The following is a 24,728-nucleotide window of genomic DNA, read 5'->3' on the forward strand; positions in this document are numbered from 1 at the left end:
GCTCACTACTCGAACCGGTAACCGAACTGAGCCCCCTCTACCGTGACCGCCACACAGGCGGCCGGTGGCCCAGTGAGCAGACGGCTGAGCATCTGCGCGCTGATGGTCGGCAGGATGGAATGGGTCAGAATCGCGTCAATCATCCGCCCACCGCTCTCCAATTCAGTGCAGCGGCTGGCGATCAACTGCACCACGTCATCGCTGTAAGTGAATGGGATTTTGTAGCCCTCGGCGATGCGCTGCTCGATCCGCCCCAGTTGCAGGCGGATGATGCGCGCGAGCATGGCGTCGCTCAGCGGGTAGTACGGGATGACCACCAGGCGCCCGAGCAGGGCCGGCGGGAACACCTCCAGCAGCGGCTTGCGCAGAGCCTCGGCTATCGCATCCGGCACAGGCCGGGTGTGCGGATCACGGCACAGGTGGCTGATCAGGTCGGTGCCGGTGTTGGTGGTGAGCAGGATCAGGGTGTTCTTGAAGTCGATGATTCGACCTTCGCCGTCCTCCATCCAGCCCTTGTCGAACACCTGGAAAAACACCTCGTGCACATCCGGGTGAGCCTTCTCCACCTCGTCCAGCAGCACCACGCTGTAGGGTTTGCGCCGCACGGCCTCAGTGAGCACGCCACCTTCGCCATAGCCCACGTAACCGGGCGGTGCGCCCTTGAGGGTGGAGACGCTATGGGCTTCCTGGTACTCGCTCATATTCAGCGTGATGACGTTCTGTTCGCCGCCATACAACGCCTCGGCAAGGGCCAGAGCGGTCTCGGTCTTGCCCACCCCGGAGGGGCCGGCGAGCATGAACACACCGACCGGTTTGCCAGGGTTGTCGAGGCCGGCGCGGGAGGTGTGGATGCGCCGTGCAATCATCTCCAGCCCATGGTCCTGGCCAATGATGCGCTGGCCCAGGCGTTCTGCCAGGCGTAGCACGGTTTCGATTTCGTTCTTGACCATGCGCCCCACGGGGATGCCGGTCCAGTCCTGCACCACCGCGGCCACGGCGTGTTCGTCGACGTTGATCAGCACCAACGGGTGTTCACCTTGCAAGGCCGCCAGGTGCTGCTGCAACTGGCGCAGCTCTACCAGGCCGGCGGCGCGGTCGTCTGACTCGGCGAGTTGGTTGCGCAGGCGCTGGATCTGCGCCACCACCGCCAACTCGTTGGCCCAACGTCCTTGCACTCCATCCAGGCGCTCGCGCTCGGTCGCCAGCAACGCCAGGACCGAAGCTCGGCGACTGGCAGTGTCCACGCCCATGGCGGTTTCACGTCCGATGATCCCAAGCTCGGTTTCCAGGGACTCGATACGTCGGCGACTGTCATCCACCTCAGCCGGGGTGGCATGCAGGCTGACGGCGACGCGGGCGCAGGCGGTGTCGATCAGGCTGACCGCCTTGTCGGGCAACTGGCGCGCCGGAATATAACGGTGGGATAGGCGCACTGCCGCTTCCAGCGCCGAATCGAGGATCTGCACCTGATGGTGCGCCTGCAGGGTGTGGGCCAGGCCCCGCAACATCAGCAACGCTCGGCTTTCATCCGGCTCATCGACCTGCACGGTCTGGAAGCGCCGGCTCAGCGCCGGGTCTTTTTCGATGTGTTTTTTGTACTCGCTGAAGGTGGTTGCGCCCAGGGTACGCAAGCTGCCACGGGCCAACGCCGGCTTGAGCAGGTTGGCAGCATCGCCGGTCCCGGCGGCGCCACCCGCACCGACCAGGGTGTGGGTTTCATCGATAAACAGCACCACCGGTTGTTCGCTGGCCTGAACCTCATCGATGACCGAGCGCAGGCGTTGTTCAAACTCGCCTTTCATGCTCGCGCCGGCCTGCAACAGCCCCACATCGAGCGCCAGCAAGCGCACGTCCTTGAGGCTCGGCGGCACGTCGCCGCGGGCAATGCGCTGGGCAAACCCTTCCGCCACGGCGGTTTTGCCCACGCCCGCCTCGCCCACCAGCAACGGGTTGTTCTGGCGGCGACGCATCAAGATATCGATGACCTGGCGGATCTCTTCATCGCGTCCGACGATGGGGTCCATGCTGTTCTGGCGCGCCTGCTCGGTGAGGTCGACGGTAAAGCGCTGCAAGGCTTGCAAGCGGGTGGGGGCCAGTGCGCCAACCGCCTCACCCGGTACCTGGCATCCGTCGCTGGCCGTCATCTGTGCCTCAGGCGAGCCCTGGAGCAGTGCGCCAAACTGCGCGCTGAGGGCTTCGATGCTGACCTTATGGAACTCGCGGGACAGCCCATACACACCGTGGCGCAAGGCCGGGGTTTTCAGCAGTGCCAGCAGCAAATGGCCTGAACGCACTTGGGACTCGCCCAGCATCAACGTTGCATAGACCCAGGCACGCTCGACGGTTTCCTCGACCTGGGAGGACAGGTCCGTGACCGACGTCGCCCCCCGTGGCAACCGGTCGAGGGCGGCGGTGAGGTCGCGGTCCAGCACCGCCGGATCAATGCCGTAATGGCGGATCAGGCGCAGCAGGTCAGAGTCGGTCAGTTGCAGCAACTGTTGCAACCAATGCACCACCTCCACATACGGGTTGCCCCGCAGTTTGCAGAAGACGGTGCTGCTTTCAATCGCCCGGTAGCACAGGCTGTTGAGCTTGCCGAAAAGCGCGACGCGACTGATATCAGCCATGGACAGGTCCTTGCGAGAAAAATGCGGTTCGAGGATTGATCAGCAATTGCCGATCATCCCTACGGGGCGTCCTGCTGCTCAGCCAACTGGTGCGGCCCAATCGCGTGGAGCCCAGGCGAAAGCGCGGCAGGTGGCGTTTCTTGACGATCAGGTTGACGTCCCAGTCCATCGCCAGGCCAACGTACTGGCGCACCCAGTCCTGCACACGTTGCAGGCTGTCCCCACCGGGCAGCAGGCGGCGGGTCTGCGCCAGGTCCAGGGGGCCGATCAGCAGGCGAAACTTGTGCTGGGCGTTCCAGACTTTCCTGCCCAGGACCGTGGCCTGGCCGAGTACGGCCGCGTCGGGGCCGCTGCGCAGGGTGCACAGGCCGTCGTCGGGCAAGCTCATCCAGTGGCCGACAAATTGCTCGACCTGCACCGGTACGCCGAGGTAGTCGCCAAGCAATGCCGCCAAGCCCTCGGCATTGCGCGTCTGCGGTCCCAGGCGTCCGGCGAAATGCAGCTTGGCGACATCGACCACACCATCACGCGCCTGCAGCGACGGCATGCCGATGCCGATCAATGCGCCCAAATAGTCGGCGAAGCGATCTGCGCCCGGCCGGTCCAGGCTCACCGTCGGCTGTGCACTCGCCCAGGCGCGGTAGAACAGGCTGATCATGCGGTGATGGAACACGTCGCAAAACGCCGCCAGCGTGGGGTCGTTGAGGTTGCGTTGCCGATCGCGGATGTATTCGGTGAGGTGCGTCGGCAAAGGGCCATTGGCGCCCAGCAGGCCGAAGAAATTCAGCAGCAGTTTCGGCGTGGCGCCCGGGACCAGGCCGGCAATCATTGCCGGCTCGAACGCCAGCGACGGATGCTGGCCGAAACGCACCGCCTCATCCGCCGGGCGCGTGGCCTGGCCGAGGCGCGGCAGGTGTGCAAAGGCGCACTCCAACTGGCGCAAGGCCGTGTAGAAATCAAAACGTGCCGGGTGCGCTTCAAGGGCACTGAGCAGGGTCAAAGGATCTCGCATCTGCCCACCCGCGCTGGCCACTGCATGATCACGCCACGTGCCGTGCTCGTGATCCGCGTCTCGGTGAAGGCGTTGAGCGACACGTACTTGGCAAAAAACTGTTCCAGAACCGAGCCCAGCACCCAGGCGCCCGTGCCCTCGAAGGCCGCTTCATCCACGCTCACGCTGATCTGCAAGCCCCGCCCATAGGTGACGGGCCCCGGCAACGGCAGGCGCCGCACGATGCTCACGGCGGTCACGGCGCGCAGGCCGTCGATCTGTTTATGCGCGACGGCGTCGTCGACACGGCAATACAGGCGCAGCAGGTCACGCAAGGCGACGGCGCCCTGCTCCGCGTCCTGGTCCAGCAACGACAGGTAGTTGAGGGATAAATGGCTGACCAGGCGCCAGGCGGTTTCGCCCTCGACGAACGATGGCGCCGGCAACGTGGGCCCCGCCACACATCGCACTGACTGCAGCGGCGCAGCAGATTCGGTGCTGAAGTCGGTGCGACCAGTGCCCACCGGCATGCTCAGCACCAGGTCGCGGTTGCTGCACAGGGCGTCGATGCCCAATTGGCGCAGGTCACTGCGGTACGGGGCTTGCCCGCCGTCCACCAACGATACAAACAACTCGCTGCCCACATAGCTGGAGCGCTGGCCGCGACTGCGCTGTTGCTCGGACAAGACCCGCGTGTCGCGCCGTACCTGGTAGTAAGCACGCGGCGGCGTGCCCCCATGCAGGTCATTGGCGCGGTAAAAGGGTTCGAAGGTCTGGCTGGCTTCGGCGCCACTGCCATAACCGGTCACCGCTTGAATCTGGTGGATCTCGTAATCCATCGGCCGCGTGCGGTCGGGGTTGACGTGGTACTCAGGGCATTGCTGGGTCAGATGCACGCGCTCGGTACGCATCGGGAACAGGTTGATCACCGGCGTGCAATACAGGGCGAAATTGGCCGCACTGAGGTTTTGCTCCAGCAGCGGGTCCACCTGTTTGAACAGCACGATCACATCCAGTTGCTCGGTCGTGCAGCGGCTGACACTGGGGCCTAACCCCACGATGTCGACGAACATGAAGCGTTGCGGCAGGGCGAAGTATTCCTGCAACAACCGATAGCCCTGGAACGAGCGTGGCCCGCAGGGCAACAAGGCTTCGCTGTCGCTATAGCCGGCACTGCGCAGCGCACTGTTGGGCAGGATCTGGTGCCAGGGCACAGGCGCTTGCACAGGCATCACCAACACACCCGCCGCCTGGGCCAGCAGCTGTTCCAGGACGCGCGACGGCATGGCGTCGCCACCTCGCAGGTGCAACGCCAGCGTGTCGAGGGACAGGTCGCTGAACCTCAGGCCAGCCCCCACGCTCAGACGCAGGCGCAGGGCGGCCTTGACCGTGCCGAGGCGCGACAGGTCGACCCCGGCCACGTGCGTGCCGCAGGCGAAGTAACGCGCCTCGACCAACGCCACCGGCCACAGGGTGACCTCGTGGGCCGTGCGAAACTCGCAGGCGGTCTGGTCAGACTTGCCCAACTGGCTGTGCAATGCCGTGTTGCGCGGCACTTTGTAGCCAGCGACCAGGTTGCCTTCGCCCATGTCCGGCTGCAGTTGCACGACCGCCATCGATGGCGTCGGCGCCAGGTAGTGCGGGTAGACCAACTCCAGCAGGTGATGGGTAAACTGGGGGAATTCGGCATCGATCTTCAATTGCACCCGTGCGGCGAGGAAGCTGAACCCCTCCAACAGCCGCTCTACATAGGGGTCGGCACAGGCATAGGTTTCCAGCCCCAGGCGGCCGGCCACCTTGGGGTAGTCGCGGGCGAATTCACCGCCGACTTCCCGCAGGTGGGCCAGTTCACGCTCGTAGTAGCGCAACAATTTTTCGTTCACCGTACGCCCCTTGTCTCAATATCAAAGATCCGCGCTTCACCTGCTTCGAGGTCGAGTTCGGTCTTCAGGTACAGGCGTTCGGGCAACGGTTGGCCCCAAAGCTCGCCATGAATTTCAAAGGCCATCTGGTTGGGACTGGTGAGTGTGCCTGCGGGAGCAACCGGCACCACACGCAGGCTGTCGCGCAAAATCCGCGGTTCGAAATCCCGGATCGCCTGGCAAATGCGCCGCCCCAATGCTTCACGGTCCAGGCCGGCGGCGGTTTTTCCAGCCAGATCGGGCAGGCCGAAATTGACCACTGATTGCCCCGCCAATGGCGACTCACTCAGATCACGGACGCTGCCCAGGCTGGTGCTGTTGAGCAGCCATCCCAGGTCGCGCAGTACCGCCCTGCGCAAGCCGCGCATGGACAAAATGCGCTGGTCGCGAGGCTCTGCGACCTGCTCGGGGTAGTCATCGCTCAAGCGATCGAGCAAGGACGGCTGCAAGCGTTCGAGACTGGTCAGTTCAGCCATGGCGAGAGACCTCTTATCGACGGTGCGGCGGGCGGACTGACGCGCCCGTCCGCTGGCATCCGAATCAGATTTTTTCCTTATTCGTTTCCAAGTCCCACTGCTTCGGCGTACCACTGATCACGCTTTTACCCTCGAAGGTGTCGACCGTATAACTGATGGTGATGAAGCTGATGGAAAGGGTTTCGACCGGGCGCTCGCCGTTACTGCTGGCCGAGTAGGAACTGATGATCGCGTCGCCCAGGATGAGCTTGAGGAACACCTGTGTGTTTTGCTCCGGGGTGCCCGTATGGATAAAGTGAATCTCGGCATCGCCCAGGCTCCCGCCGCGCAGGGACTGCATAAACAGGTCAGGCGAGGCCTGGTCGGTGGCCCTAGTCAGGGACATCTCCGAGAACGACGGGGTGCTGGGGCTACGGTCTGCGCGGCAAACGTTGGAAATCGCCCGGCCAACGCTCATATGGAGAGCGTCGATGGTGATCCACTCGTTGTGACCGTCGACCTTGGCAGTGCCTTTGATTTTTTTGCCTTTGAAGTTCAGCAGGATCATGGTGAGTACCTTTCAGGGTTGAACAGCTGTGTTATGACGCTTTAGTGGAGGGCAGCCTGGAGACCAACCGCAGGGATACGGTCAACCCTTCAAGCTGGTAGTGAGGTCGCAGGAAAAATTTGGCGCTGTAAAAGCCGGGGTTGCCATCCACCTCTTCCACCACCACCTCGGCACCGGCCAGCGGCTTGCGCGCCTTGTCGGCATCGGTGGCGGTCGCCGGGTTACGCTCCACGTAGCGACCGACCCAGTTGTTGAGCCAGGTCTGCATGTCGTCGCGCTCTTTGAACGAACCGATCTTGTCGCGCACGATGCACTTCAAGTAGTGAGCAAAACGGCAGGTGGCAAACAGGTAGGGCAGGCGCGCGGCCAGGTGGGCGTTGGCAGTGGCATCCGGGTCGTCGTACTCCGCCGGTTTATGCAGCGACTGCGCACCGATAAAGGCGGCCAGGTCGCTGTTTTTTTTGTGCACCAGCGGCATGAAACCGTTCTTGGCCAGCTCCGCTTCGCGCCGGTCGCTGATGGCGATCTCGGTCGGACAGGTCATGTCCACCCCGCCGTCATCGGTCGGGAAGGTATGCACTGGCAAGCCCTCCACCACGCCGCCGGATTCGATGCCGCGAATCTGCGAGCACCAGCCGTAGTGTTTGAACGAGCGATTGATGTTCACGGCCATGGCATAGGCCGCGTTGGCCCAGGTGAAATCCTTGGCGTCGGCGGCATCGGTGGTTTCTTCAAAATCGAAGTTTTCGACCGGATTGCTCTTTGCACCGTAAGGCGCACGGGCGAGGAACCGGGGCAAGGCCAGGCCTACGTAGCGCGAGTCTTCACTGGCGCGCAGGCTGCGCCACGCCGCATGTTCCGGGGTCTGGAAGATCTTGGTCAGGTCACGCGGATTGGCCAGTTCCTGCCAGGACTCCATGAGCATCACACTGGGGTCGGCGGCAGTGATCAATGGGCAGTGCGCGGCGGCGCTGACGCGGGCAATCTGGCTCAACAACTCGACGTCCGGCGCACTGTTGTTGAAGTAGTAATCGGCGACAAAGACACCGTAAGGCTCGCCGCCGAACTGACCGTATTCCTCCTCATACAGCTTCTTGAAAATCGGGCTCTGGTCCCAGGCCACCCCTTTGAACTTGCGCAGGGTTTTGTGCACCTCGGCCTTGGAAATGTTCATCACCCGAATCTTCAGGGACTCATCGGTCTCGGTATTACTCACCAGGTAGTGCAAGCCACGCCAGGTACTTTCCACGGCCTGGAACTCCTCGTGGTGGAGGATGTGGTTGATCTGCTCGGTGAGCTTCTGGTCAAGGCTGGCGATCAGGCCTTCAATGGTGCCCATGACGCCATGGGACATCAGTGGCGTGCCCAGCAGCGCCTGTTCAGCCAGGGTGCGCACGGCGCTTTCCACGGCATCCCTGGCCCTCTCGGTCTTGGGCTTGAATTCTCTTTGCAGCAGGCTGGCAAAATCGCCGGCGTCGAAGGCCGTGGCCGCCGTTGCCTGGTCTGGCTGTTCCGATTGCGTGGTGGACATGACGGTATCCTTGAAATTTGGGCAACAGCGTCCCCATGCCGGGGCAAACGGGGCACCGGCAGAGTCGACAGTCAGTCAGTTATTCGGGTTGTTGGGGGGTCGCGCACAGGGTTTGCATCAAGCCGGGATCGCTGAGCACAGTGGCCAGCAGTTCCTCGGCGCCCACCTTGCCGTCCATGTAGGTCAACAGGTTCGACAGCTGGCGACGTGCGGTCAGCAACTGGTTGAGGCTCGGCACCTTGCTGGCGATGGCACCTGGGGAGAAGTCGTCCATGCTCTCAAAGGTCATCTCCACCGGCAGGTTGCCGTCGCCCGTGAGGGTATTGGGCACCTGGAAGGCCACCCGCGGCTGCATGGATTTGAGGCGTTCGTCAAAGTTGTCGACATCGATCTCCAGGAACTTGCGCTCGGCCACTGGCGGCAACGGCTCTGCCGGTTTCCCGGAAAGATCTGAAAACACCCCCATCACAAAGGGTAATTGCACGGTTTTTTCCGCACCGTAGATCTCCACGTCGTATTCGATCTGGACGCGGGGCGCACGATTGCGGGCGATGAACTTCTGACTGCTTTCTTTGGCCACGGAACGGGCTCCGGTAAGTGGAGTGGGTAGGTAAACGTTCAGTTGTCGCTGTGGTGAATGCCGCTGACCTGCGCCAGTTGGGCGAGACCGTCGGGTGCGAGGTCTTGCAGCAACTCGATGAAATTCTTGTCGATCAGTGTCTTTGCCCGTTGCAGCAGGTACGGCACTGGGCTGGCGGGTTCGTGGGCATGAAAATAGCTGCACAGCCGGTCGATGACCTCGCGTGCCTCCTCGCGGCTGCGGATCTCAGCGTACGGTGGTTTCGGGGCGGCCACGGCTGGCGTTGCGACAGCGGCCGCAGCGGCCTCCTGCGGCGCAGGATCGAGCAGGAACCGGCTGACTATTTCAGCGGCACGGCGCAACGGTGCGGCCAAGCCATTGAAGTCGATGGCGCGGTCCACGCCGACTTTTTCCGTCAACCATTGCTCAATCTGCACGCTGTGCGCCAAGGCCTCGGTCAGCGCGGCGTGAACGGCCCGCAACGGTTGCGCATCGGTATCGGCGAACGCCCCTTCGATCATCGCCAGGCTCGGATGACCGCCCTCGCCGCCGGGTGCGCTCATGGCCAGATCGACCAGCCGCAAGCTGACCGCGCCGATCCCACGGGCGTTGATCAGCGGCGCATCCAACACATCACACACCAGGCCGTTGGGCGCGCACAGAAACGCGAGGATATTGATGCGCAGCAGCGGGTCGTTGCCATCCTCCGGGTCGAGTCTTGGGTACAGGCCGTCCCAGCAGTTAATCAGCAACCCCTGCACCAGCCCCAGGCCAGCGGCCAAGCCTGCGAAGGCGTGCAGATTGAGTTGGGCGCGCGTGGCCCAGATGGCCAGGCGCAGGTCGCGGCTACGCTCCATCATCGGCAATGCCAGCGCCATTACGCGCTTCCAGTCCGGGTCGATGGCCTGGGTAAGCGTGTCGCCGTACTGCACCTCGGGTTTACCCAGGGTCTCTTCTTCCAGCGCGAAGAATTGCGCCGAATATTCGAAATTCTGGCCACCGCCATCGGCCTCGCCCAGGGGCAAGGACAACCGGGTGAAATCCAGTGATTGAGCGTCGGCAGGCAACCCCATGCTGTGTCCCTCGTGCAAATTGCTCTGGCTGTAGAGCAATGCGTCGAGAGGTTGAATCCAACGGTTCAGAAAAACTGAGCCGGTTGGAGCCCATCGCTATGCCTACGGCCGAAAATGATCAGCGTGGGCGGATTTATATAGCGCGAGGCTTACACGCGAATGCAGGCAGTATCATGGCAGGGCGTAGGAATAAGCTGCGAATACCGGGCTTGTGGATTAAGGGCGCACACGCCAAAAACACTGCTGCCTACCTTTAGGTCGGCCACCCACCGACAAATGCGTCCTCCAGTGTCGGATGGGTCGGCACGCGGAGACCGAAGGTGTCGCGCAGCAGTAGCCGCAGTTCTTGCGCATTCTTCAACACGCGCTTTTCGCTGGGCTGATCCAGGCAGTGGATCGCGTATTGGGCGTTGTTCAAGGTATGGCGCTTACCGGGCGCCAGCAGCGCGACTTTCAATTGCCCCAGGAACGGCGAAGCCGGGTGGGTCGAGACGTACCAGTTGCCGATTTCGTAATCGATGGCCGCCTGCACTTGCAGGTCGAACACATACAAGCCACGCCATTCTCCCGCGACCTCGGCCCATAAGGTGTAGCTGCCCTCCTGCTGATTGAATGCCAGGCGATACGGCTCATGGGCCGTGGCCTGCACGGCCTCGGTGTCCAACCGCAACGGACTGCTCGGCACCATGCCGCCAAAGCCGACGTCGGTGATGTAGCGCACGCCTTCCAGGGTCACCAGGCTCAGGCGGTGGGTGCGCGCGGTGCGTGCGTCCGGCGGGCCGCCCATCACCACCCGCCCGGTAATACCGCGCGCGTCGAAGCCCAGTTCCTGCAGCAGCGCCAGGAACATCTGGTTCAACTCATAGCAATACCCACCGCGCCCATCGAACAAGACTTTCTGCTCGACGCTGGGCAAGTCGATGGGCACCGGCAGGCGCAGCAGGGTCGACAGGCTTTCAAAGGCGAAGGTGCACACATGGCGCAGTTGCAAATCCCGCAGGGTCTGCAGGGTGGGCGGTGGCGGCGACTCGTAACCCAGGCGTTGCAGGTACAGACGGCTGTGGTTCAGGAGGGTCATGGCGCGATCCTTGGGCGCAGGAGGAATGCGGCACTATGCCGCGCCGGCATGCAGATTGTCATTTTGAATGAACCTTTTTAAACCGTTTCCTATCCATCTATAACAAGACAGGGAGGCAACATGAGTACCGCAAAAATCTACACCATCCACTACCAACTGCACGGCCAACCGAAGTCCTTTGTGGTGCGTGCCGAAGTGATGAACAACGCCGAGGCCTGGCACTGGGCAGCCGTTGACGCTGACATTGCGCATGTCAGCCGTATCGGCCGGGTTGGCCATGAGCAGGTGAAAAAAACCACTCGCCCGTGGGCCGAGAAATACGGCATTACCGAAGTCACCTGGACACCGCCCAGATAAACAAAAGCCCCGCTCATTGGCGGGGCTCAGCTCATTTCTTCAAGTCGCCCAACGGATCGTAGGGCGGCTTTTTTTTCGCCTCATCCTTGTCCTTTTTATCCAGCGGGGCGATGGCCGGACCTACCGGATCAACCTGCGGATCAGCTACATCGGGCGAGTCCGGATCAAATCCCAGCTCATCCGTGCCGCTGGCGTGTTCGTTAGAGGGGGGGCCATCCGAGCGCTTGTTCATCACGGTCTCCTGTTATAGCGGGCGAGCTTTGTCGTGGAGGTTTTCCAGGTCTTCTTCGACGCGCTGCGCGTCATCCTGTTCGTCACGCTCTTTCGGGTCATTGGGGCGCAAGGCATCGTTGTCGCGCTCTTCTTCACCGGGGGTGCGATCCGGGTCGGGTGTACCGGGCGGGGGCTGCTTGTATTCGGGCATGGTGGTTCACCTCAAAGGGACTACACCGGTTTAGAGAAACTGCCACAGATCATGGTTCAACTTGATTGCCCCACCGCTGACCGCTGGCCATGAGAAGATGCCTGCCCCTACCCCGCCCTGGAGAACTGGACCGGATGTTCGAGCTCAAACCCTGCGACCCCGTCACCTACCGCCAACAGACCCGGCGCAGCACGCTGATCGTGGCCGTGCTGTTCATGGCGTTGGCCATGCTGCTGTCGAGCCTGGCGGTGATGCTGTTCGGCGAACCCGGCGGTGATAACGTGCGCTTCAATGTCGGCGGCGTATTTGCCGGGGTGTTGATTACCCTCGCCCTGGTGCGCGGCCCGTTCTGGACCCAACCGTGGCTGGCGGTGGCCGTGTATGGCTGGCAGCTCAAGCGCAACCTGATGCGCGTGACCAATGTGATGCACACCGTCACCGAGCGTGTGCAAGCGAATGATCCGACGGCCATGAAGGTGCTGCGGTTCTATCACCTGGGCCTGACGCAGATGCACGCCCTGGACGCCAATTCAAGCGCCCAGGCGCAGTTGGTGGGGAAAATCGAAGCTCATCAGGCGAAGATGCACGCGCTGGGGATCGACACCGAGCAACGCCGTTTTGATCCCGCCTGGCTGGAAACCTTGAAAAGCGCGTAAGTCAGTCTGCAGCCACGCGGGTACGCCAGCAGAACACCGCACTCACCGCAATCGCCGCCCCTGCCACGCCAAACACCAGGGGCGCCGAGGCCACCGGCAACAGCAGGCCCGCCAGCAGCGGCCCGAGGCCCGCGCCGATGTCACGCCATACCGCATTGGACGCCAGGGCCGACACTCGCATCGAACCGGGGTTGCGCTCGGCGACCAGGGTGGTTACCAGGGGCAGTTGCAGCGCGCGCAGCACCAACACCGCCGCCGCACCGACGATCACCCAATAGCTGCCGAACGCCGTCAACGCCAAGGCACTCAGGAACGAAAACAGCAACAGCATCGAGGTGGCGCCAAAACGCTGGGCCGCGTGGCCGCCCAGGGGACTCAAGAGCATTTCCGAGACATAACGCAGCGCCATCAAGCCGCCCGCGATCAGCACCGCGTCGCCGCCGAGCAGCTTTTGCGCCTGGATCGACAGGCCGAAAATAAACAGTCCATCCAGCGCCACGCCTTCGATAAACGACCACAGCGCGACGCTGTCGGGCCATTTAAAGCGACGTCCCGGGGTGCTGTGCAAATCATGCGCGGCGCTGGGCAGGCTGCGCGCCATCCACAGCCCCACCAGGCAACAGCCGGCGAGGATCACAAAGATCGGACGTGGCCCGGCCCACAGCGTCAGCCAGCCACCGAACGGTAACGCCAGCATCGGCCCCCAGGCGATCAAGGCCCGCGAACGCCCGGCCCGGCGCGCGGCGCCCTCCGGCTCGGAGGTGGCCAAGACCTGAGTCGACAGGTTCAACGCGGCGAAACACAAGCCCCACACCAGCCGCAGTCCCAACAATGCGGCAAAGCCCGACAGCACCGAATTGCCCAGGGCGCATAGCGTTGCGGCGCCGGCGGCGATCATGCAGGTCAGGCGATCACCGTTGCGCGCGTAGAAATTCAACACATGCCGGTAGCCGAAAATCCGCACCAGGCGGTTGGCCGCCAGCAATACCCCGGCCTGGGCCAGCGTGATGCCGAAGGCCTGCGACTCCATGGGCAGCAGCAGATAGAGCAACACGTCACTGGGCAGGCATAACGCCAGGGTCAACGCAGCGCGGCGGGAATGAGTATCAGCAGTGCGAAGGGCCAGGCTGGACATAAATCTGAAACATCCCGAAATATTCAGGTCGCCACGGTAGCCCTCCCATCGCAGGTTTTACAACGGCTTTTTCCCGTAGGGCAGTAAACGCAAGCCACTGGCCACGGCGCCCACCAGCGCAAACCCACACCCCAGCCACAGCGCATACTGCGGACCACCGCCAAGGGACAGGTGAAAACACAGCGCCACCAACGACGCCCCCAGCGTCTGCCCCAGCAACCGCGAAATCGCCACGATGCCGCTGGCCCCGCCGCTGCGCACCAACGGTGCACTGGTCATCAAGGCCTTGAGGTTGGGCGACTGGAAGAAGCCGAAACCGGCACCGCACAACGCCATGCGCCAGCCAATATCGAAGGCCGATGCACCGTTGCCCAAGGTTGCCAACGCGGCCATCCCCACACTCAACATCAACAGCCCGATACCGCACAGCAGGCCCAGGGACACACGGTCAGCCAGGCGCCCAGCGACCAGCGCCATCACCGCCACCACCGCCGGCCATGGCGTCATCAGAAACCCGGTTTCCACCTGGCTATGCCCCAGCACCGCCTGCAACAGAAAGGGCAGCGACACAAAGGCCAGGCCCTGGGCGCTGAAGGCGCAAATGGCCGTGAGGGAAGACAAGGCAAACACCGGCCGCTTGAACAGATCCAAAGCCAGCATCGGCGCCGGGTGCCCGGCCTGTCGGCGCAGCAGCAAAGCGCCACACACCAGCGCCACCGCAATCAGGCCCAGGGTCAACGCCCCCTGCGCACCATGCACCGCCGTGCCCAGCCCCAGCACCAGCAAGGCGAACAAGCCGGCACACAGCATGGCCGCGAGGCGGTCGAAGGCATGCCCGGTCATCGGCAGGGTCGGCAATGAGCGCAGGCCCAATGCCAACGCCAGCAAACCCAACGGCACATTGATCAGGTACAGCCAGTGCCAGGTCGCCACCGACAGAATCGCCGAAGCGGCGGTCGGCCCCAGGGTAAAGGCCAGTCCCACCACCAGCGAGTTATAGCCCAGGCCACGCCCAAGCATTTTTGACGGGTAGATATGCCGCAGCAAGGCTGTGTTGACACTCATGATCGCCGCCGCCCCCAGCCCCTGCACCACTCGCGCGGCAGTCAGGGTCACCAGCGAACCGGCCAGTCCGCAAAACAGCGACGAGACGATAAACAGCAGCAAACCGCCGAGATAGACCCGGCGGTGGCCCAGCACATCACTGAGCGACGCAAACGGCAGCACCGTGGCGATAATCGCCAACTGATAAGCGTTGACCACCCAGATCACCGAGGCGGAATCGGTACCAATCCCCTCGGCCAAGGTCGGCAATGCCGTGTTGACAATGGCCGTGTCCAGGGTCGCCATGCCGATCCCCAGGGAAATTGCGATCACGGCTGGCAGGCGTTTATTGAGGGGGAGCCCATCGGCAACAGAAGACATGAACAATCCGGACAGGGTGGCGAAGGCGTCTAGATTACGGGCAGATGGGGATTTTTTCAGTGGGGGATTGCGTGGCTGTCCGAATTTTCATGTTCAGCCACGATTACCAGGCAGAGACGCTCAGCCTGCCAGCGCACTCAGATCCAGCCGCCCAGCGAGGGTCGGCGGGCACCAATAGTAACCACCGGTCAACGGCGTGCTGATGCGGTACAGGCCATCGACAATCCCGTCTTCCAACCCGCTCATGCGGCGCAGTTGCGCTTCGAACGCGTCGAAGGAATGGCCAAATGCAAGGAACATCAACCCGGCCTGGCCGTTTTCGGCCCAGGGCATCGAGCGGCGTACCACGAAGGCTTCCGGGCTGAAGCTTTCCTGGGCAGTGCGTTTGGTGTGGGCGGACTCGGGGGCGTCTTCCAGCTCTTCGTTGTCACCATGGCGGCGGCCGATGATGTGGTCGCGCTCCTGGGCGGGCAACGCGGCGAAGCCATCGAGGTCGTGTTGCCATTGCTGGATCGCGGCGAAGCTGGCGCCGCTGGCGGTCAGGGCGGCTTCAACGGCGGCGTCGTCGTGGGGGTTTTCGGTGCCGTCTTCGTAGTCGGTGAGGTCGAACCCGGTCTTGTAGCGGAAGCCTTCGGTCGACTGTACCAGGCGAAACGCCGGAGCCAGGGCCTTCTCGAAAGCGCGGCTGCGCAACAATAACTCGCCGCGATCAACGCCATGCAGCCAGACCCACAGCGCCTGCTGGGTAGACGGGTTGTGTGCACCCGGCGCGCTCACGGTTGGAAAGCTGCGCAAGCCATCAACCGTTGCACCCAGCGCGTTTACCAGCGGCTCGCCAAACCCGACCACTGCCGCCGAATCGGTCAACTGCACCAGTGCGTCCAGCGCAGCGGGCACGGCTGCCAGGGTGTCCACGGCAAAAAACAGATGGCGTGCCTGCAAAGGCACCGGTGCGGCAAGAATGCCCGGCTGGTACTGACTCATGTGAACTCCTTCAAGAAAGGCGCGCAGTCTACTATCTCGAAGAGCAGGCCACACGCCCCGTGTGCGTACTGCAAAGCGCACAAGCCTTGCCATAGAGCCCTGTGTTGGATGACTCTCTAGTCATGTTTTGTAACTACTTCAGGGGAAGTGACATGACCACCAGCAACCTGCTCGCCCAGCTGTTTCCCACCAGCGTTGCCGATATTCCCGAGCAATACCGCCTGGCGGCGCCCATCGAACAGCGTGATTACCTGGTGGACGGCCAGTTGCAGGTGTGGAACGGCCCCTTGGCCCAGGTGCAAAGCCCGGTGCAATTGGGCGACCGCCGCGTAGTCATCGGCAGTACGCCGTTGCTGGACGCCGAGACCGCCCTCACCGCCCTCGACGCCGCCGTGCGCGCCTACGACCGTGGCCAGGGGGAATGGCCGACGATGCGCGTGGCAGACCGCATCCAGCATGTCGAAGCGTTTTTGCGGCGTATGCGCGAACAGCGCGACGCGGTGGTCAAGCTGCTGATGTGGGAGATCGGCAAGAACCTCAAGGACTCGCAGAAAGAGTTCGACCGCACCTGCGACTACATCACCGACACCATCAATGCCCTCAAGGAACTCGACCGCCGCAGCAGCCGCTTCGAGCTGGAGCAGGACACCCTCGGGCAAATCCGCCGTGTGCCCCTCGGCGTGGCGCTGTGCATGGGCCCCTACAACTACCCGCTCAACGAGACGTTTACCACGCTGATCCCGGCGCTGATCATGGGCAACACCGTGGTGTTCAAGCCGGCCAAGCTCGGCGTGTTGTTGATCCGTCCGTTGCTGGAGGCGTTCCGCGACAGCTTCCCGGCCGGGGTGATCAACGTGATCTACGGCAGCGGCCGCGAAACCGTCAGTGCATTGATGGCCAGCGGCAAGATCGACATCTTTGCCTTTATCGGCACCAACAAAGCCGCCAGTGACTTGAAAAAGCTGCACCCCAAGCCACACCGCTTGCGTGCCGCCCTGGGCCTGGATGCGAAAAACCCTGGCATCGTGTTGCCCGAGGTGGACCTGGACAATGCCGTCAGCGAGGCCGTCACCGGCTCGTTGTCCTTCAACGGCCAGCGCTGCACCGCGTTGAAAATCCTGTTTGTGCATGAGGACGTGGTCGATAGCTTTATCGAGAAATTCAACCGCAAGCTGGAGACCCTCAAGCCCGGTATGCCCTGGGAAGACGGCGTCTCACTGACACCGCTGCCGGAAGTCGGCAAGGTCGATTACCTCAACGGGCTGGTGGCCGATGCGCAACAACATGGCGCCCAGGTGGTGAATGCCAATGGCGGTACCAGCCGTGGTTCGTTCTTCTACCCGGCAGTGCTGTACCCGGTGAACCCGCAGATGCGCGTGTACCACGAGGAACAGTTCGGCCCGGTGGTGCCCATCGTGCCCTACCGTGACCTTGACACGGTGATCGAGTACGTACTCGACTCGGACTTCGGCCAGCAATTGAGTATTTTCGGCACCAACGCCGTGGAAGTCGGGCGCCTGGTGGACACCTTTGCCAATCAGGTCGGCCGCATCAATATCAATGCCCAGTGCCAGCGCGGGCCAGACACCTTCCCGTTCAACGGACGCAAGAACTCGGCCGAGGGCACGTTGTCGGTACATGACGCGCTGCGCGTGTTTTCGATCCGCACCCTGGTGGCCACCAAGTTCCAGGAGAGCAACAAGGCGCTGGTCAGCGATATCCTACGCAACCGTGACTCAAGCTTCCTGACCACCGACTATATCTTCTAAGCACATTTGGATTGTGCACATCTCCAACACCGAGGCCACTTTAGTACTGATGAACCTGCCACTCTTCGCCCGGCGCCTGCTGCGCCCCTTGCTCGACCCGTACCGCCGCTATCGCCACGCCAAGCTGATCCACGCCGTGCGCGTGTCCATCGGCTTGCTGGCGACGATCCTGCTGACCACCGGCATCAACCTGCCCCACGGTGAATGGGCGTCGGTGACCATGCTGATTGTGATCGGAGGCTTGCAGCACCACGGCAATATCGGCAAGAAAGCCGTGGAGCGCGCCTACGGCACCTTGATCGGCGCCAGCGTCGGCTTGTTGCTGGTGGTGCAACAGGCCTACTTCGGCCAGCCGCTGCTGACCTACCTGCTGATGTCGGTGGTGTGCGGGTTCTTTTCCTATCACGCCATCGGCAAGGGCGGCTACATCGCACTGCTGTCGGCGATCACGGTGTTTATCGTGGCCGGACACGGTGACAATCCGATCTCGGATGGCTTGTGGCGCACGGTCGACATCCTCATCGGCATCGTGTTGGCCCTGGCCTTCTCCTTCGCCCTGCCGCTGTATGCCGTGTACTCGTGGCGCTACAACCTGGCCAGCGCGTTGCGCGACTGCGCCGCGATCTATAGTCGGATCATCAATGGCCAGTCGGTCACCGATGATGAGCACCTCAAGGTGCTCAACCGCTTGAACGCCGCGATGCTGCAATTGCGCTCGCTGATGCCGTCGGTGTCCAAGGAAGTGCGGATTTCCATGACCGAACTGGACGCCATCCAACGTCATCTGCGCATGTGCATCAGCACCCTGGAGATTCTCGGCAACACCCGCCCGAACCCTCGGGATGAACAGGCGATGGCGCGCATGCAGGTGATGTTGAAAGCCGAGCACCGGCAGATTCGAGTGCAGTTGGTGGGGATGGCACGGGCATTGAAGTCAGGCGTCACAGAACGCCTGGAGCGCCCCAGCCCTATTGGCGGCGGCGAGCCCATGCTGGATGCGCCGGTTTACAGTGCACTGGATGGGTATCGATTGTTGACGGTGCAACTGGCGGCGAATGTGGACGCGATGCGCCAACGGCTGGCGAAGAGCGCCGGACGTTGGAGGATCTAGAAAGGTGGCCCGTTGACCTGTTTACTCACATCAACACTTTCACACTTTCTCTTACATATTTTTCACGTTTTATTCACATCCCGAGACGTAGGGTGAAGCCTCATCCGTTACAAATGTTGCACATCAAGCCCGCCGCCCCAGCGGGCTTTTTTTTGCCTGGGATTTGAGTTAACGCGAGGCCTTGGCAGCTGGCGCAGCCGCTTGTTCACGAATGGCACGCTGGGTATCCAGCACCTTGGCCAGCGCGTGCTCGGCTTCCGGGCTTTGCTGCGGCACACGAATCGCCGCCGAGACGAGGGTGATCAGCTTGGCCATCACCTCGGCATCTGTCGCCGGGCGGCCCAGGCTCATGGAGTTCATCAGCAGGCGCAGTTCGGTGCCGGCCATGACCCCGGAAATGGCCTTGAGGGCAAATTGCAGGCGCACTCCCAGCTCATTGCGCGGTAGGTCCGGCAAGGCCAGGGCGAAGGCTTCGAAGAAGCGCTGGAACACCGGCTGGTAATGCACCTTGAGGTATTCCTGGATAAACGGCGAGGTGTCGCTGTACACCCGCCCGAGGAACCGAATGAACGAACGTCCTTCGCCGCTCGCCGGGTCGCTGCGCTCCAGGCCCATGGCCGGGGCGAAGAGCACGCCGAGCAAGGTGTCGCAATCCAGCGGGCCATCGGATTCGGCTTCGCAGCGCGCCAGCAGCTCCAGACGCTGTTCATTGAGCGGCTCCAGGCGTTGCATCAGCAGGGTCTTCATCAGGGAGTCCTTGTCCCCGAAGTGGTAGTTCACGGCAGCCAGGTTGACCTGGGCGCGCTCGGTAATCTGCCGTAACAATACAGCGTCATAACCGTACTTAATGAAGAGAGCCTCTGTCGCATCCAGCAATCGAGTCTTGGTAACGTTTGGAGCGCTGAGTTTCTTCGCGACCATAAGGGTTCCACGGCGGAAATATTGTTTTAAAAAATAATTTGATTTTTTATACCGGGGCGGCCGGTTGAAAGCAAGTAGTGACACACCGCCATACTATCCAAAGCCTTTGCCAGCGGGCATTTTTAGGCGAGTCAGGGGTGTTTTGGTAGACCCGTACACTCGCGACTGAAATCGTTTCAAAGGGTAAAACCGCTCTACACCCATGGCTGGCGAAGCCCACGGAACACGGTTAGTATTCAAACAATATTTTAAAAACAAGAAATAAAACCAGTCCGTGACGCGAACCAGACAGCTCCCGAACTTGTTACAAAGATTTACAGGGGGCATGACGGCGGCGTCGAGACTGCAGGCGTAGTCACGATGACAGATACCCGCGCGCACCCAGGCTTGATCTCCCTGCAAGGCATCGGCAAGCGCTATCAGCTCGCCGGGCAAGAACTGACCATTCTCAATGAGGTGTGCCTGTCCATCGCTCGCGGTGACAGCTGCGGCATCCTCGGCGCCTCAGGCTCCGGCAAAAGCACCCTGCTCAATATCCTCGGCCTCCTGGACTTGCCCAACAGCGGCCAGTACCACTTTGCCGGCCACGATATCTTCAGCGCCTCCCCGGACGAGCTGGCGGCGATCCGTAACCAGCAGATCGGTTTTGTGTTCCAGAGCTTCAACCTGCTTCCGCGCCTCAGCGCCCTGGACAACGTCGCGCTGCCCCTGAGCTATCGCGGTGTGTCGCGGCATGAATCGGTGGAGCAGGCCCTGCGCATGCTCGAACAGGTCGGGCTGGCGGAGCGCGCCCACCATCGCCCTGCCGACCTCTCCGGTGGCCAGCGCCAACGTGTGGCGATTGCCCGTGCATTGGTGGGCAAGCCCTCGGTGATCCTGGCCGACGAACCCACCGGCAACCTCGACAGCAGCACCGCCCAGGACATCATGGACCTGCTCCTAGCGCTGAACCGCGAGCAGCAGGTGACGCTGATCATCGTCACCCACGACCCGCAGATCGCCGCACGTCTGGACCGCAAGATCCTGGTGCGCAATGGCGTGGTGCACGAGGCCGACCGCCTATGAGCCTGCGGGTCGAACAGAGCTTCAGCCAATTGCTGCATGAAGCCTTCGTCAGCCTGCGCACCTTGGGCAAGCGCTCGGTACTGGCTCTGCTGGGCATCGTGATCGGCAGTTCATCGGTGGTGGCACTGATCAATATCGGCCATAACGCGGCGGTGGATGCCGCGATGATTTTCAAGGACATGGGCACCGACACCCTGGTGGTGCAGTTCCCGCCCAAAGGCAGCAGCAACGTACCGATGCGCACGCAACTCGACCTGCAGGCGGTACGCCAGGCCGTGCCGGGCATTGCCCATATCGGCGCACTCACCGTGTTCAGCGGGCCCATTGTGTTCCATGGCCGCACCGTCAACGCGAACTTCGTCGGCACTACGCCGGACATCCCCCAGGCGATGCGCATGGTGCTGCAGCAGGGGCGTTTCCTGTCGAGCTTCGACGCCAACGAAACCTATGGTGTGATCGGCGCCCAGATCGCCGAGGCCCTCGGGACGCCAGGTGATCCGTTGCAACTGGGCGATCGCGTGCGCATCAACGATTACCTGTTCCTGGTGGTGGGCATTCTGCGTGAGCAACCTCGGGCAATGCTGATGCCGGTACAGGCCAATGAGTCGCTGTTCATCCCCGCCGAAGGCATGCGCCGCATCTATGCCATGCCGCAGATCGGCAATGTGATTATCCGCGCCGCGCCCGGCCAGGACATGGAGCGCATTGCCCGGGAAGCCGCCGTCGCCTTGCAGCCCCAGCTCACCGACCACACGGTCGACATCCAGGTGCCCCAGCAAATGATCGACGGCATGACCCGGCAAAGCCGCACCTTCGCCTACCTGCTGCTGGCCCTCGGCGCCATCTCCCTGGTCGGCGGTGGCGTGGGGGTGATGAACGTGATGCTGATGAACGTGTCGGAGCGCCGCCGCGAAATCGGTATCCGCATGGCCCTGGGCGCTCGCCAGCGGGACATCCGCAACCTGTTCCTGCTCGAAGCCGTCACCCTCACCGCCGTCGGCGCGCTGTGCGGTGCGGTACTCGGGATGACCGCCGCCTGGCTCTATGCCTGGCTGTCGGGCTGGATTTTCGACCTGGCCGTCGCCGCCCTGCCCTTGGGGGTGGGCAGTACGTTGCTGGTGGGCTTGTTCTTTGGCATCTACCCGGCGGTGTCTGCCTCACGGTTGCAGCCGGTGGAGGCCTTGCGGGATGAATAAATGGCTATGGCTACTCGCACTGATCAGCCTGCCCGGCATGGCCGCCGATGTGGTCATCAAGCCGTCAGCCCCCAGCAGCATCCGCAGCGGTTACGACCGGGGCGTGTCCTTGAATGCCCAGGTCACCACCATGACCCTGGGTGACGCCGTGTACCTGGGCCTGCGCAACAACCCGGCGATCCGTAGCGCCTACCTGCAACGGGTGGCGCAGAAATTCGACCTGCGCGTCGCCGAAGACGTATTCAACCCCAAGCTTACCCTCAACAGCTATTACCGCAGCACCCGTGGCTCCCAGGACAGTGCGCGCAATGCCAACGTAGCACCGGCCACCAGTTTGCTCAGTGAGTACGGCACCCGCCTGAGCATGGCCTGGACCCAGCAGTTGAACAACGCCGACCGCGCCGGCCGCTACCGCAGCGACGGCCTCGACCTGGCGATCATCCAGCCGTTGATGCGCGGCGCCGGCTGGGACGCCACCACCGCACCGCTGCGCCTGTCGCGCCTGTCGGAACAGGCCAACCGCCTGAACCTCAAGGCGACCGTGGCGCAGACCATCAGCCAGATCATCGCCACCTATCGCGAACTGCTGCGGGCCCAGGAGCAACTGAGCATTGTGCAGGACGCCCTCAAGCGCTCCGGTACGTTGCTGGAGGTGAACAAGGCCTTGATCAGTGCCGGGCGCATGGCCGAATTCGAAATCGTGCAGACCGAAGCCGACATCGCCACCCAGCAACTGGGCGTCGAAGAAGCGCAGAACCAACTGGACACCAGCCGCCTGGCCTTGCTGCGCCTGCTGGCCCTGGACCTGTCGACGCCGATTCGCGCCAGCGAAGCCCTGGAAGCTAAGCCCATGCAGATCGACAAGCGCCAGGCCTTCAACCTCGCGCAGACCCAGCAACCGGAATACCTCGCCGCCCTGCTCGGCAGCCAGCAGGCCGACCTCAACCTGGTGATCGCCAAGGACTCCGGGCGCTGGCAGGTGGACCTGGTGGCCGGCGCGAACCAGATACGTGACGCCTACAATAACGACGGCGGCAGCACCAACAACCGCACCTGGGACAGCTACGCCGGGGTGCAGGTGCAGATTCCCATCGGCGACATCAGCACGCGCCAGGCCGAAGTGCGCGCGCGGGTCAACGTGGAGGACCAGGAGATCCGCATCACCGACGCCCGCCAGGAACTGGAACGCAACGTCAACGACGTGGTGCGCGACCTCGGCACCCGCTGGCGCCAGTATGAAATCTCCCAGCGCGCGGTGGAGTTGTCGCGGCGCAAGATCGAGATCGAGCGGGAAAAGCTCAGCGCCGGGCGCTCCACCAACTTCCAGGTGCTGAGTTTCGAGAACGACCTGCGCAACGCCGAAAACGCACAGCTCAACGCACTGATCGCTTATTTGAACGCCCAGACCCAGCTCGACTTGACCCTGGGCATGACGCTGGAAAGTTGGGAAATCGCCCTCAATGACTATTAAACAGAAAGGCCTGCTGGGCGCTGTGTTGATCGTGCTGCTGGCCGGCGCGGGCCTGGCCCTGCGCAGCCCGGCCGAAGGCCCGGCCACCACCGGCGAGCAATGGCTGGCCGTCAAGCCCGACCCGCTGGTGCACCAGATCGGCCTGGTGGGCAAGATCGAGCCCGACACCACCCTCACCCTCACCGCGCCGTTCGATGGCAATGTGCAGGCCAATCTGGTGGAGCAAGGCCAGCGGGTCGAAGCCGGCCAAGTGTTGCTGCGCATGGACCCGGCCACCCTTGAAGTGCAATTGCGCGAGGCCCTCTCCGCCCAGCTCAAGGCGCGGCGCACCGTGCAGGAAATGCAGGACTGGGACAGCGGCCCCACCGTCAGCCGTGCGCGCCGTAGCCTGCGCACTGCCGAGATGACCGCCGGCAACACCCAACGCAAACTCACTGAAAGCGAAAACCTGTTCAAGCGCGGCATCATCCCGCGCAATGAGCTGGACGATCTCAAGCAGCAGACCCAGCAGCAACAACTGGACCTCGCCTCCGCCCGCAGCGAACTGCAACAGGCCCTCGACCAGGGCAAGGGCGAATACCGCCAGATCGCCGACATGGAGCTGACCAACGCCACGGTGAAATACGAGGCCCTGCGCACGTTGCTAGCAGGCAAGGAGATCAAGGCGCCGTTCTCCGGCATCGTCGTGCCCGCGCCCGGCAATAATGGGCCCCCAGGCGGCGGCAACACGAACGCGCCCATTCAGGCCGGCAGCAGGGTCAGCCAGGGCCAGGTGCTGTTCGGCCTGGCCAATATCGAGCGGCTGAAAATCGTCGCCAAGGTCTCTGAGCTGGACATCAACCAACTGCATCAGGGCCAGGCGGTAGAAGTGCTGGGCGATGGCTTTGACGGCGAACGGCTGAGCGGCTCGGTGAGTGTGGTCAGCGGCTTGGCGATTGCCGGCGACAGCCAGGGCAGCGCGCAGTTTCCGGTGACGTTGTCGATTCCCAAGCTGACCCCGCAACAGTTGCAGCGGGTGCGGCTGGGGATGAGCGCGCGGTTGACCATCGTCACCTACAACAATGCGCAGGCGATTGTGATTCCGAGCGAGGCGATCCAGGCGGATAGGACGGTGGAGTATCGAGAAGCGATGGATAAGCCGGTGGAGCGGGTGAAGGTGACCACCGGGCAATCGACGCCGCAGGGGGTTGAGGTGTTCGGCCTCAAGCCCGGCTTCGTAAAGACCTCAAGATAAATGGAGATTCCCTGTGGGAGGGGGCTTGCTCCCGATGGCGGTGGATCAGTTAAAAACCTGTGTCTGACACACCGCTATCGGGAGCAAGCCCCCTCCCACAGGTGACGGGTTGCCCGTTCTGTCCCTTAACTGACCGGCATTGGGGCTTGCCCCCT

General features: G+C 62.8%; 23 protein-coding genes. 8 read left to right on the forward strand and 15 right to left on the reverse strand.

The genetic code is table 11. The features are described from left to right. Nucleotides 1-5: 5 nt before the first annotated feature. The 9 genes from tssH to J1G35_RS12050 form a co-directional block, all read right to left on the reverse strand. Entirely contained in the window at nucleotides 6-2,627 is a 2,622-nt protein-coding gene (gene tssH, locus J1G35_RS12010; RefSeq protein WP_223015051.1) for a type VI secretion system ATPase TssH, read from the reverse strand. Continuing rightward, nucleotides 2,620-3,639 (reverse strand): type VI secretion system baseplate subunit TssG, encoded by a 1,020-nt coding sequence (gene tssG / locus J1G35_RS12015; protein ID WP_262417261.1) that lies wholly within the window; start codon nucleotides 3,637-3,639, stop codon nucleotides 2,620-2,622. Before tssG ends, tssH begins: the two co-directional genes overlap by 8 nt. Beyond that, complete coding sequence (tssF, locus tag J1G35_RS12020) at nucleotides 3,624-5,501, reverse strand: type VI secretion system baseplate subunit TssF (RefSeq protein WP_223015053.1); 1,878 nt, start codon at nucleotides 5,499-5,501, stop codon at nucleotides 3,624-3,626. The genes tssG and tssF overlap by 16 nt, the downstream gene beginning before the upstream one ends. Beyond that, nucleotides 5,498-6,016 carry a type VI secretion system baseplate subunit TssE gene (gene tssE, locus J1G35_RS12025; protein ID WP_053128476.1) on the reverse strand — a complete coding sequence of 173 codons (519 nt, stop codon included), beginning with the start codon at nucleotides 6,014-6,016 and terminating at the stop codon, nucleotides 5,498-5,500. Before tssE ends, tssF begins: the two co-directional genes overlap by 4 nt. A gap of 64 nt (nucleotides 6,017-6,080) precedes the next feature. Next, entirely contained in the window at nucleotides 6,081-6,563 is a 483-nt protein-coding gene (locus J1G35_RS12030; RefSeq protein ID WP_223015054.1) for a type VI secretion system tube protein Hcp, read from the reverse strand. A 31-nt stretch (nucleotides 6,564-6,594) separates the two neighbouring features. Then, nucleotides 6,595-8,094: a type VI secretion system contractile sheath large subunit gene (gene tssC / locus J1G35_RS12035; RefSeq protein WP_223015055.1), complete on the reverse strand. Its 1,500-nt coding sequence runs from the start codon at nucleotides 8,092-8,094 to the stop codon at nucleotides 6,595-6,597. A gap of 79 nt (nucleotides 8,095-8,173) precedes the next feature. Then, nucleotides 8,174-8,674 carry a type VI secretion system contractile sheath small subunit gene (tssB, locus tag J1G35_RS12040; RefSeq protein ID WP_223015056.1) on the reverse strand — a complete coding sequence of 167 codons (501 nt, stop codon included), beginning with the start codon at nucleotides 8,672-8,674 and terminating at the stop codon, nucleotides 8,174-8,176. 38 nt (nucleotides 8,675-8,712) lie between these two features. Further along, entirely contained in the window at nucleotides 8,713-9,747 is a 1,035-nt protein-coding gene (gene tssA / locus J1G35_RS12045) for a type VI secretion system protein TssA (protein WP_223015057.1), read from the reverse strand. A gap of 253 nt (nucleotides 9,748-10,000) precedes the next feature. Beyond that, the gene (locus J1G35_RS12050) at nucleotides 10,001-10,825 is read right to left on the reverse strand and encodes an arylamine N-acetyltransferase (protein WP_223015058.1); all 825 of its coding nucleotides are present in this window, start codon (nucleotides 10,823-10,825) and stop codon (nucleotides 10,001-10,003) included. A 120-nt stretch (nucleotides 10,826-10,945) separates the two neighbouring features. Between J1G35_RS12050 and J1G35_RS12055 the strand changes: the two genes are divergently transcribed. Then, on the forward strand, nucleotides 10,946-11,182 hold the full coding sequence (locus tag J1G35_RS12055) for a DUF6555 family protein (RefSeq protein ID WP_053128467.1): 237 nt from the start codon (nucleotides 10,946-10,948) through the stop codon (nucleotides 11,180-11,182). 31 nt (nucleotides 11,183-11,213) lie between these two features. Here the strand turns inward: J1G35_RS12055 and J1G35_RS12060 are convergent, their stop codons facing one another. Then, nucleotides 11,214-11,414, reverse strand: coding sequence for a DUF6021 family protein (locus tag J1G35_RS12060; protein ID WP_053128466.1), 201 nt, complete (start codon nucleotides 11,412-11,414; stop codon nucleotides 11,214-11,216). Between the two features lie 12 nt (nucleotides 11,415-11,426). Then, nucleotides 11,427-11,606, reverse strand: a complete 180-nt coding sequence (locus tag J1G35_RS12065) for a hypothetical protein (RefSeq protein ID WP_053128464.1) — start codon at nucleotides 11,604-11,606, stop codon at nucleotides 11,427-11,429. Between the two features lie 134 nt (nucleotides 11,607-11,740). Here J1G35_RS12065 and J1G35_RS12070 point away from each other — a divergent pair, with 134 nt between their 5' ends. Beyond that, the gene (locus tag J1G35_RS12070) at nucleotides 11,741-12,262 is read left to right on the forward strand and encodes a DUF3087 family protein (protein WP_223015059.1); all 522 of its coding nucleotides are present in this window, start codon (nucleotides 11,741-11,743) and stop codon (nucleotides 12,260-12,262) included. A gap of 1 nt (nucleotide 12,263) precedes the next feature. Here the strand turns inward: J1G35_RS12070 and J1G35_RS12075 are convergent, their stop codons facing one another. The 3 genes from J1G35_RS12075 to J1G35_RS12085 all read right to left on the reverse strand — a co-directional run bounded on the left by J1G35_RS12075 (nucleotide 12,264) and on the right by J1G35_RS12085 (nucleotide 15,806). Then, nucleotides 12,264-13,397 carry an MFS transporter gene (locus J1G35_RS12075; protein WP_053128460.1) on the reverse strand — a complete coding sequence of 378 codons (1,134 nt, stop codon included), beginning with the start codon at nucleotides 13,395-13,397 and terminating at the stop codon, nucleotides 12,264-12,266. A 57-nt stretch (nucleotides 13,398-13,454) separates the two neighbouring features. Then, nucleotides 13,455-14,822, reverse strand: a complete 1,368-nt coding sequence (locus J1G35_RS12080; RefSeq protein WP_223015060.1) for an MFS transporter — start codon at nucleotides 14,820-14,822, stop codon at nucleotides 13,455-13,457. Nucleotides 14,823-14,942: 120 nt separating this feature from the next. Then, complete coding sequence (locus J1G35_RS12085) at nucleotides 14,943-15,806, reverse strand: Dyp-type peroxidase (RefSeq protein ID WP_223015061.1); 864 nt, start codon at nucleotides 15,804-15,806, stop codon at nucleotides 14,943-14,945. A gap of 152 nt (nucleotides 15,807-15,958) precedes the next feature. On the opposite strand from J1G35_RS12085, the gene J1G35_RS12090 reads away from it, so the two are divergent. Together J1G35_RS12090 and J1G35_RS12095 are read left to right on the forward strand one after the other, a co-directional pair. Continuing rightward, entirely contained in the window at nucleotides 15,959-17,575 is a 1,617-nt protein-coding gene (locus J1G35_RS12090; protein ID WP_223015062.1) for an NADP-dependent glyceraldehyde-3-phosphate dehydrogenase, read from the forward strand. 49 nt (nucleotides 17,576-17,624) lie between these two features. Next, nucleotides 17,625-18,686 carry an FUSC family protein gene (locus J1G35_RS12095; RefSeq protein WP_223015063.1) on the forward strand — a complete coding sequence of 354 codons (1,062 nt, stop codon included), beginning with the start codon at nucleotides 17,625-17,627 and terminating at the stop codon, nucleotides 18,684-18,686. Between the two features lie 168 nt (nucleotides 18,687-18,854). Here J1G35_RS12095 and J1G35_RS12100 read toward each other — a convergent pair whose 3' ends face one another. Beyond that, nucleotides 18,855-19,607: a TetR/AcrR family transcriptional regulator gene (locus J1G35_RS12100; protein WP_053128450.1), complete on the reverse strand. Its 753-nt coding sequence runs from the start codon at nucleotides 19,605-19,607 to the stop codon at nucleotides 18,855-18,857. A gap of 360 nt (nucleotides 19,608-19,967) precedes the next feature. Here J1G35_RS12100 and J1G35_RS12105 point away from each other — a divergent pair, with 360 nt between their 5' ends. Genes J1G35_RS12105 through J1G35_RS12120 form a run of 4 tightly spaced genes read left to right on the forward strand, consistent with a single transcriptional unit; the run spans nucleotide 19,968 to nucleotide 24,573 of the window. After that, on the forward strand, nucleotides 19,968-20,672 hold the full coding sequence (locus J1G35_RS12105; RefSeq protein WP_053128448.1) for an ABC transporter ATP-binding protein: 705 nt from the start codon (nucleotides 19,968-19,970) through the stop codon (nucleotides 20,670-20,672). Next, nucleotides 20,669-21,868, forward strand: a complete 1,200-nt coding sequence (locus tag J1G35_RS12110; protein ID WP_223015064.1) for an ABC transporter permease — start codon at nucleotides 20,669-20,671, stop codon at nucleotides 21,866-21,868. Before J1G35_RS12105 ends, J1G35_RS12110 begins: the two co-directional genes overlap by 4 nt. Further along, nucleotides 21,861-23,339 carry a TolC family protein gene (locus J1G35_RS12115; protein WP_223015065.1) on the forward strand — a complete coding sequence of 493 codons (1,479 nt, stop codon included), beginning with the start codon at nucleotides 21,861-21,863 and terminating at the stop codon, nucleotides 23,337-23,339. The genes J1G35_RS12110 and J1G35_RS12115 overlap by 8 nt, the downstream gene beginning before the upstream one ends. After that, nucleotides 23,329-24,573: an HlyD family efflux transporter periplasmic adaptor subunit gene (locus tag J1G35_RS12120; protein ID WP_223015066.1), complete on the forward strand. Its 1,245-nt coding sequence runs from the start codon at nucleotides 23,329-23,331 to the stop codon at nucleotides 24,571-24,573. Before J1G35_RS12115 ends, J1G35_RS12120 begins: the two co-directional genes overlap by 11 nt. Nucleotides 24,574-24,728: the final 155 nt, after the last annotated feature.

The sequence above is a fragment of the Pseudomonas sp. SH10-3B genome, from assembly GCF_019891415.1.
GTDB lineage: Bacteria > Pseudomonadota > Gammaproteobacteria > Pseudomonadales > Pseudomonadaceae > Aquipseudomonas.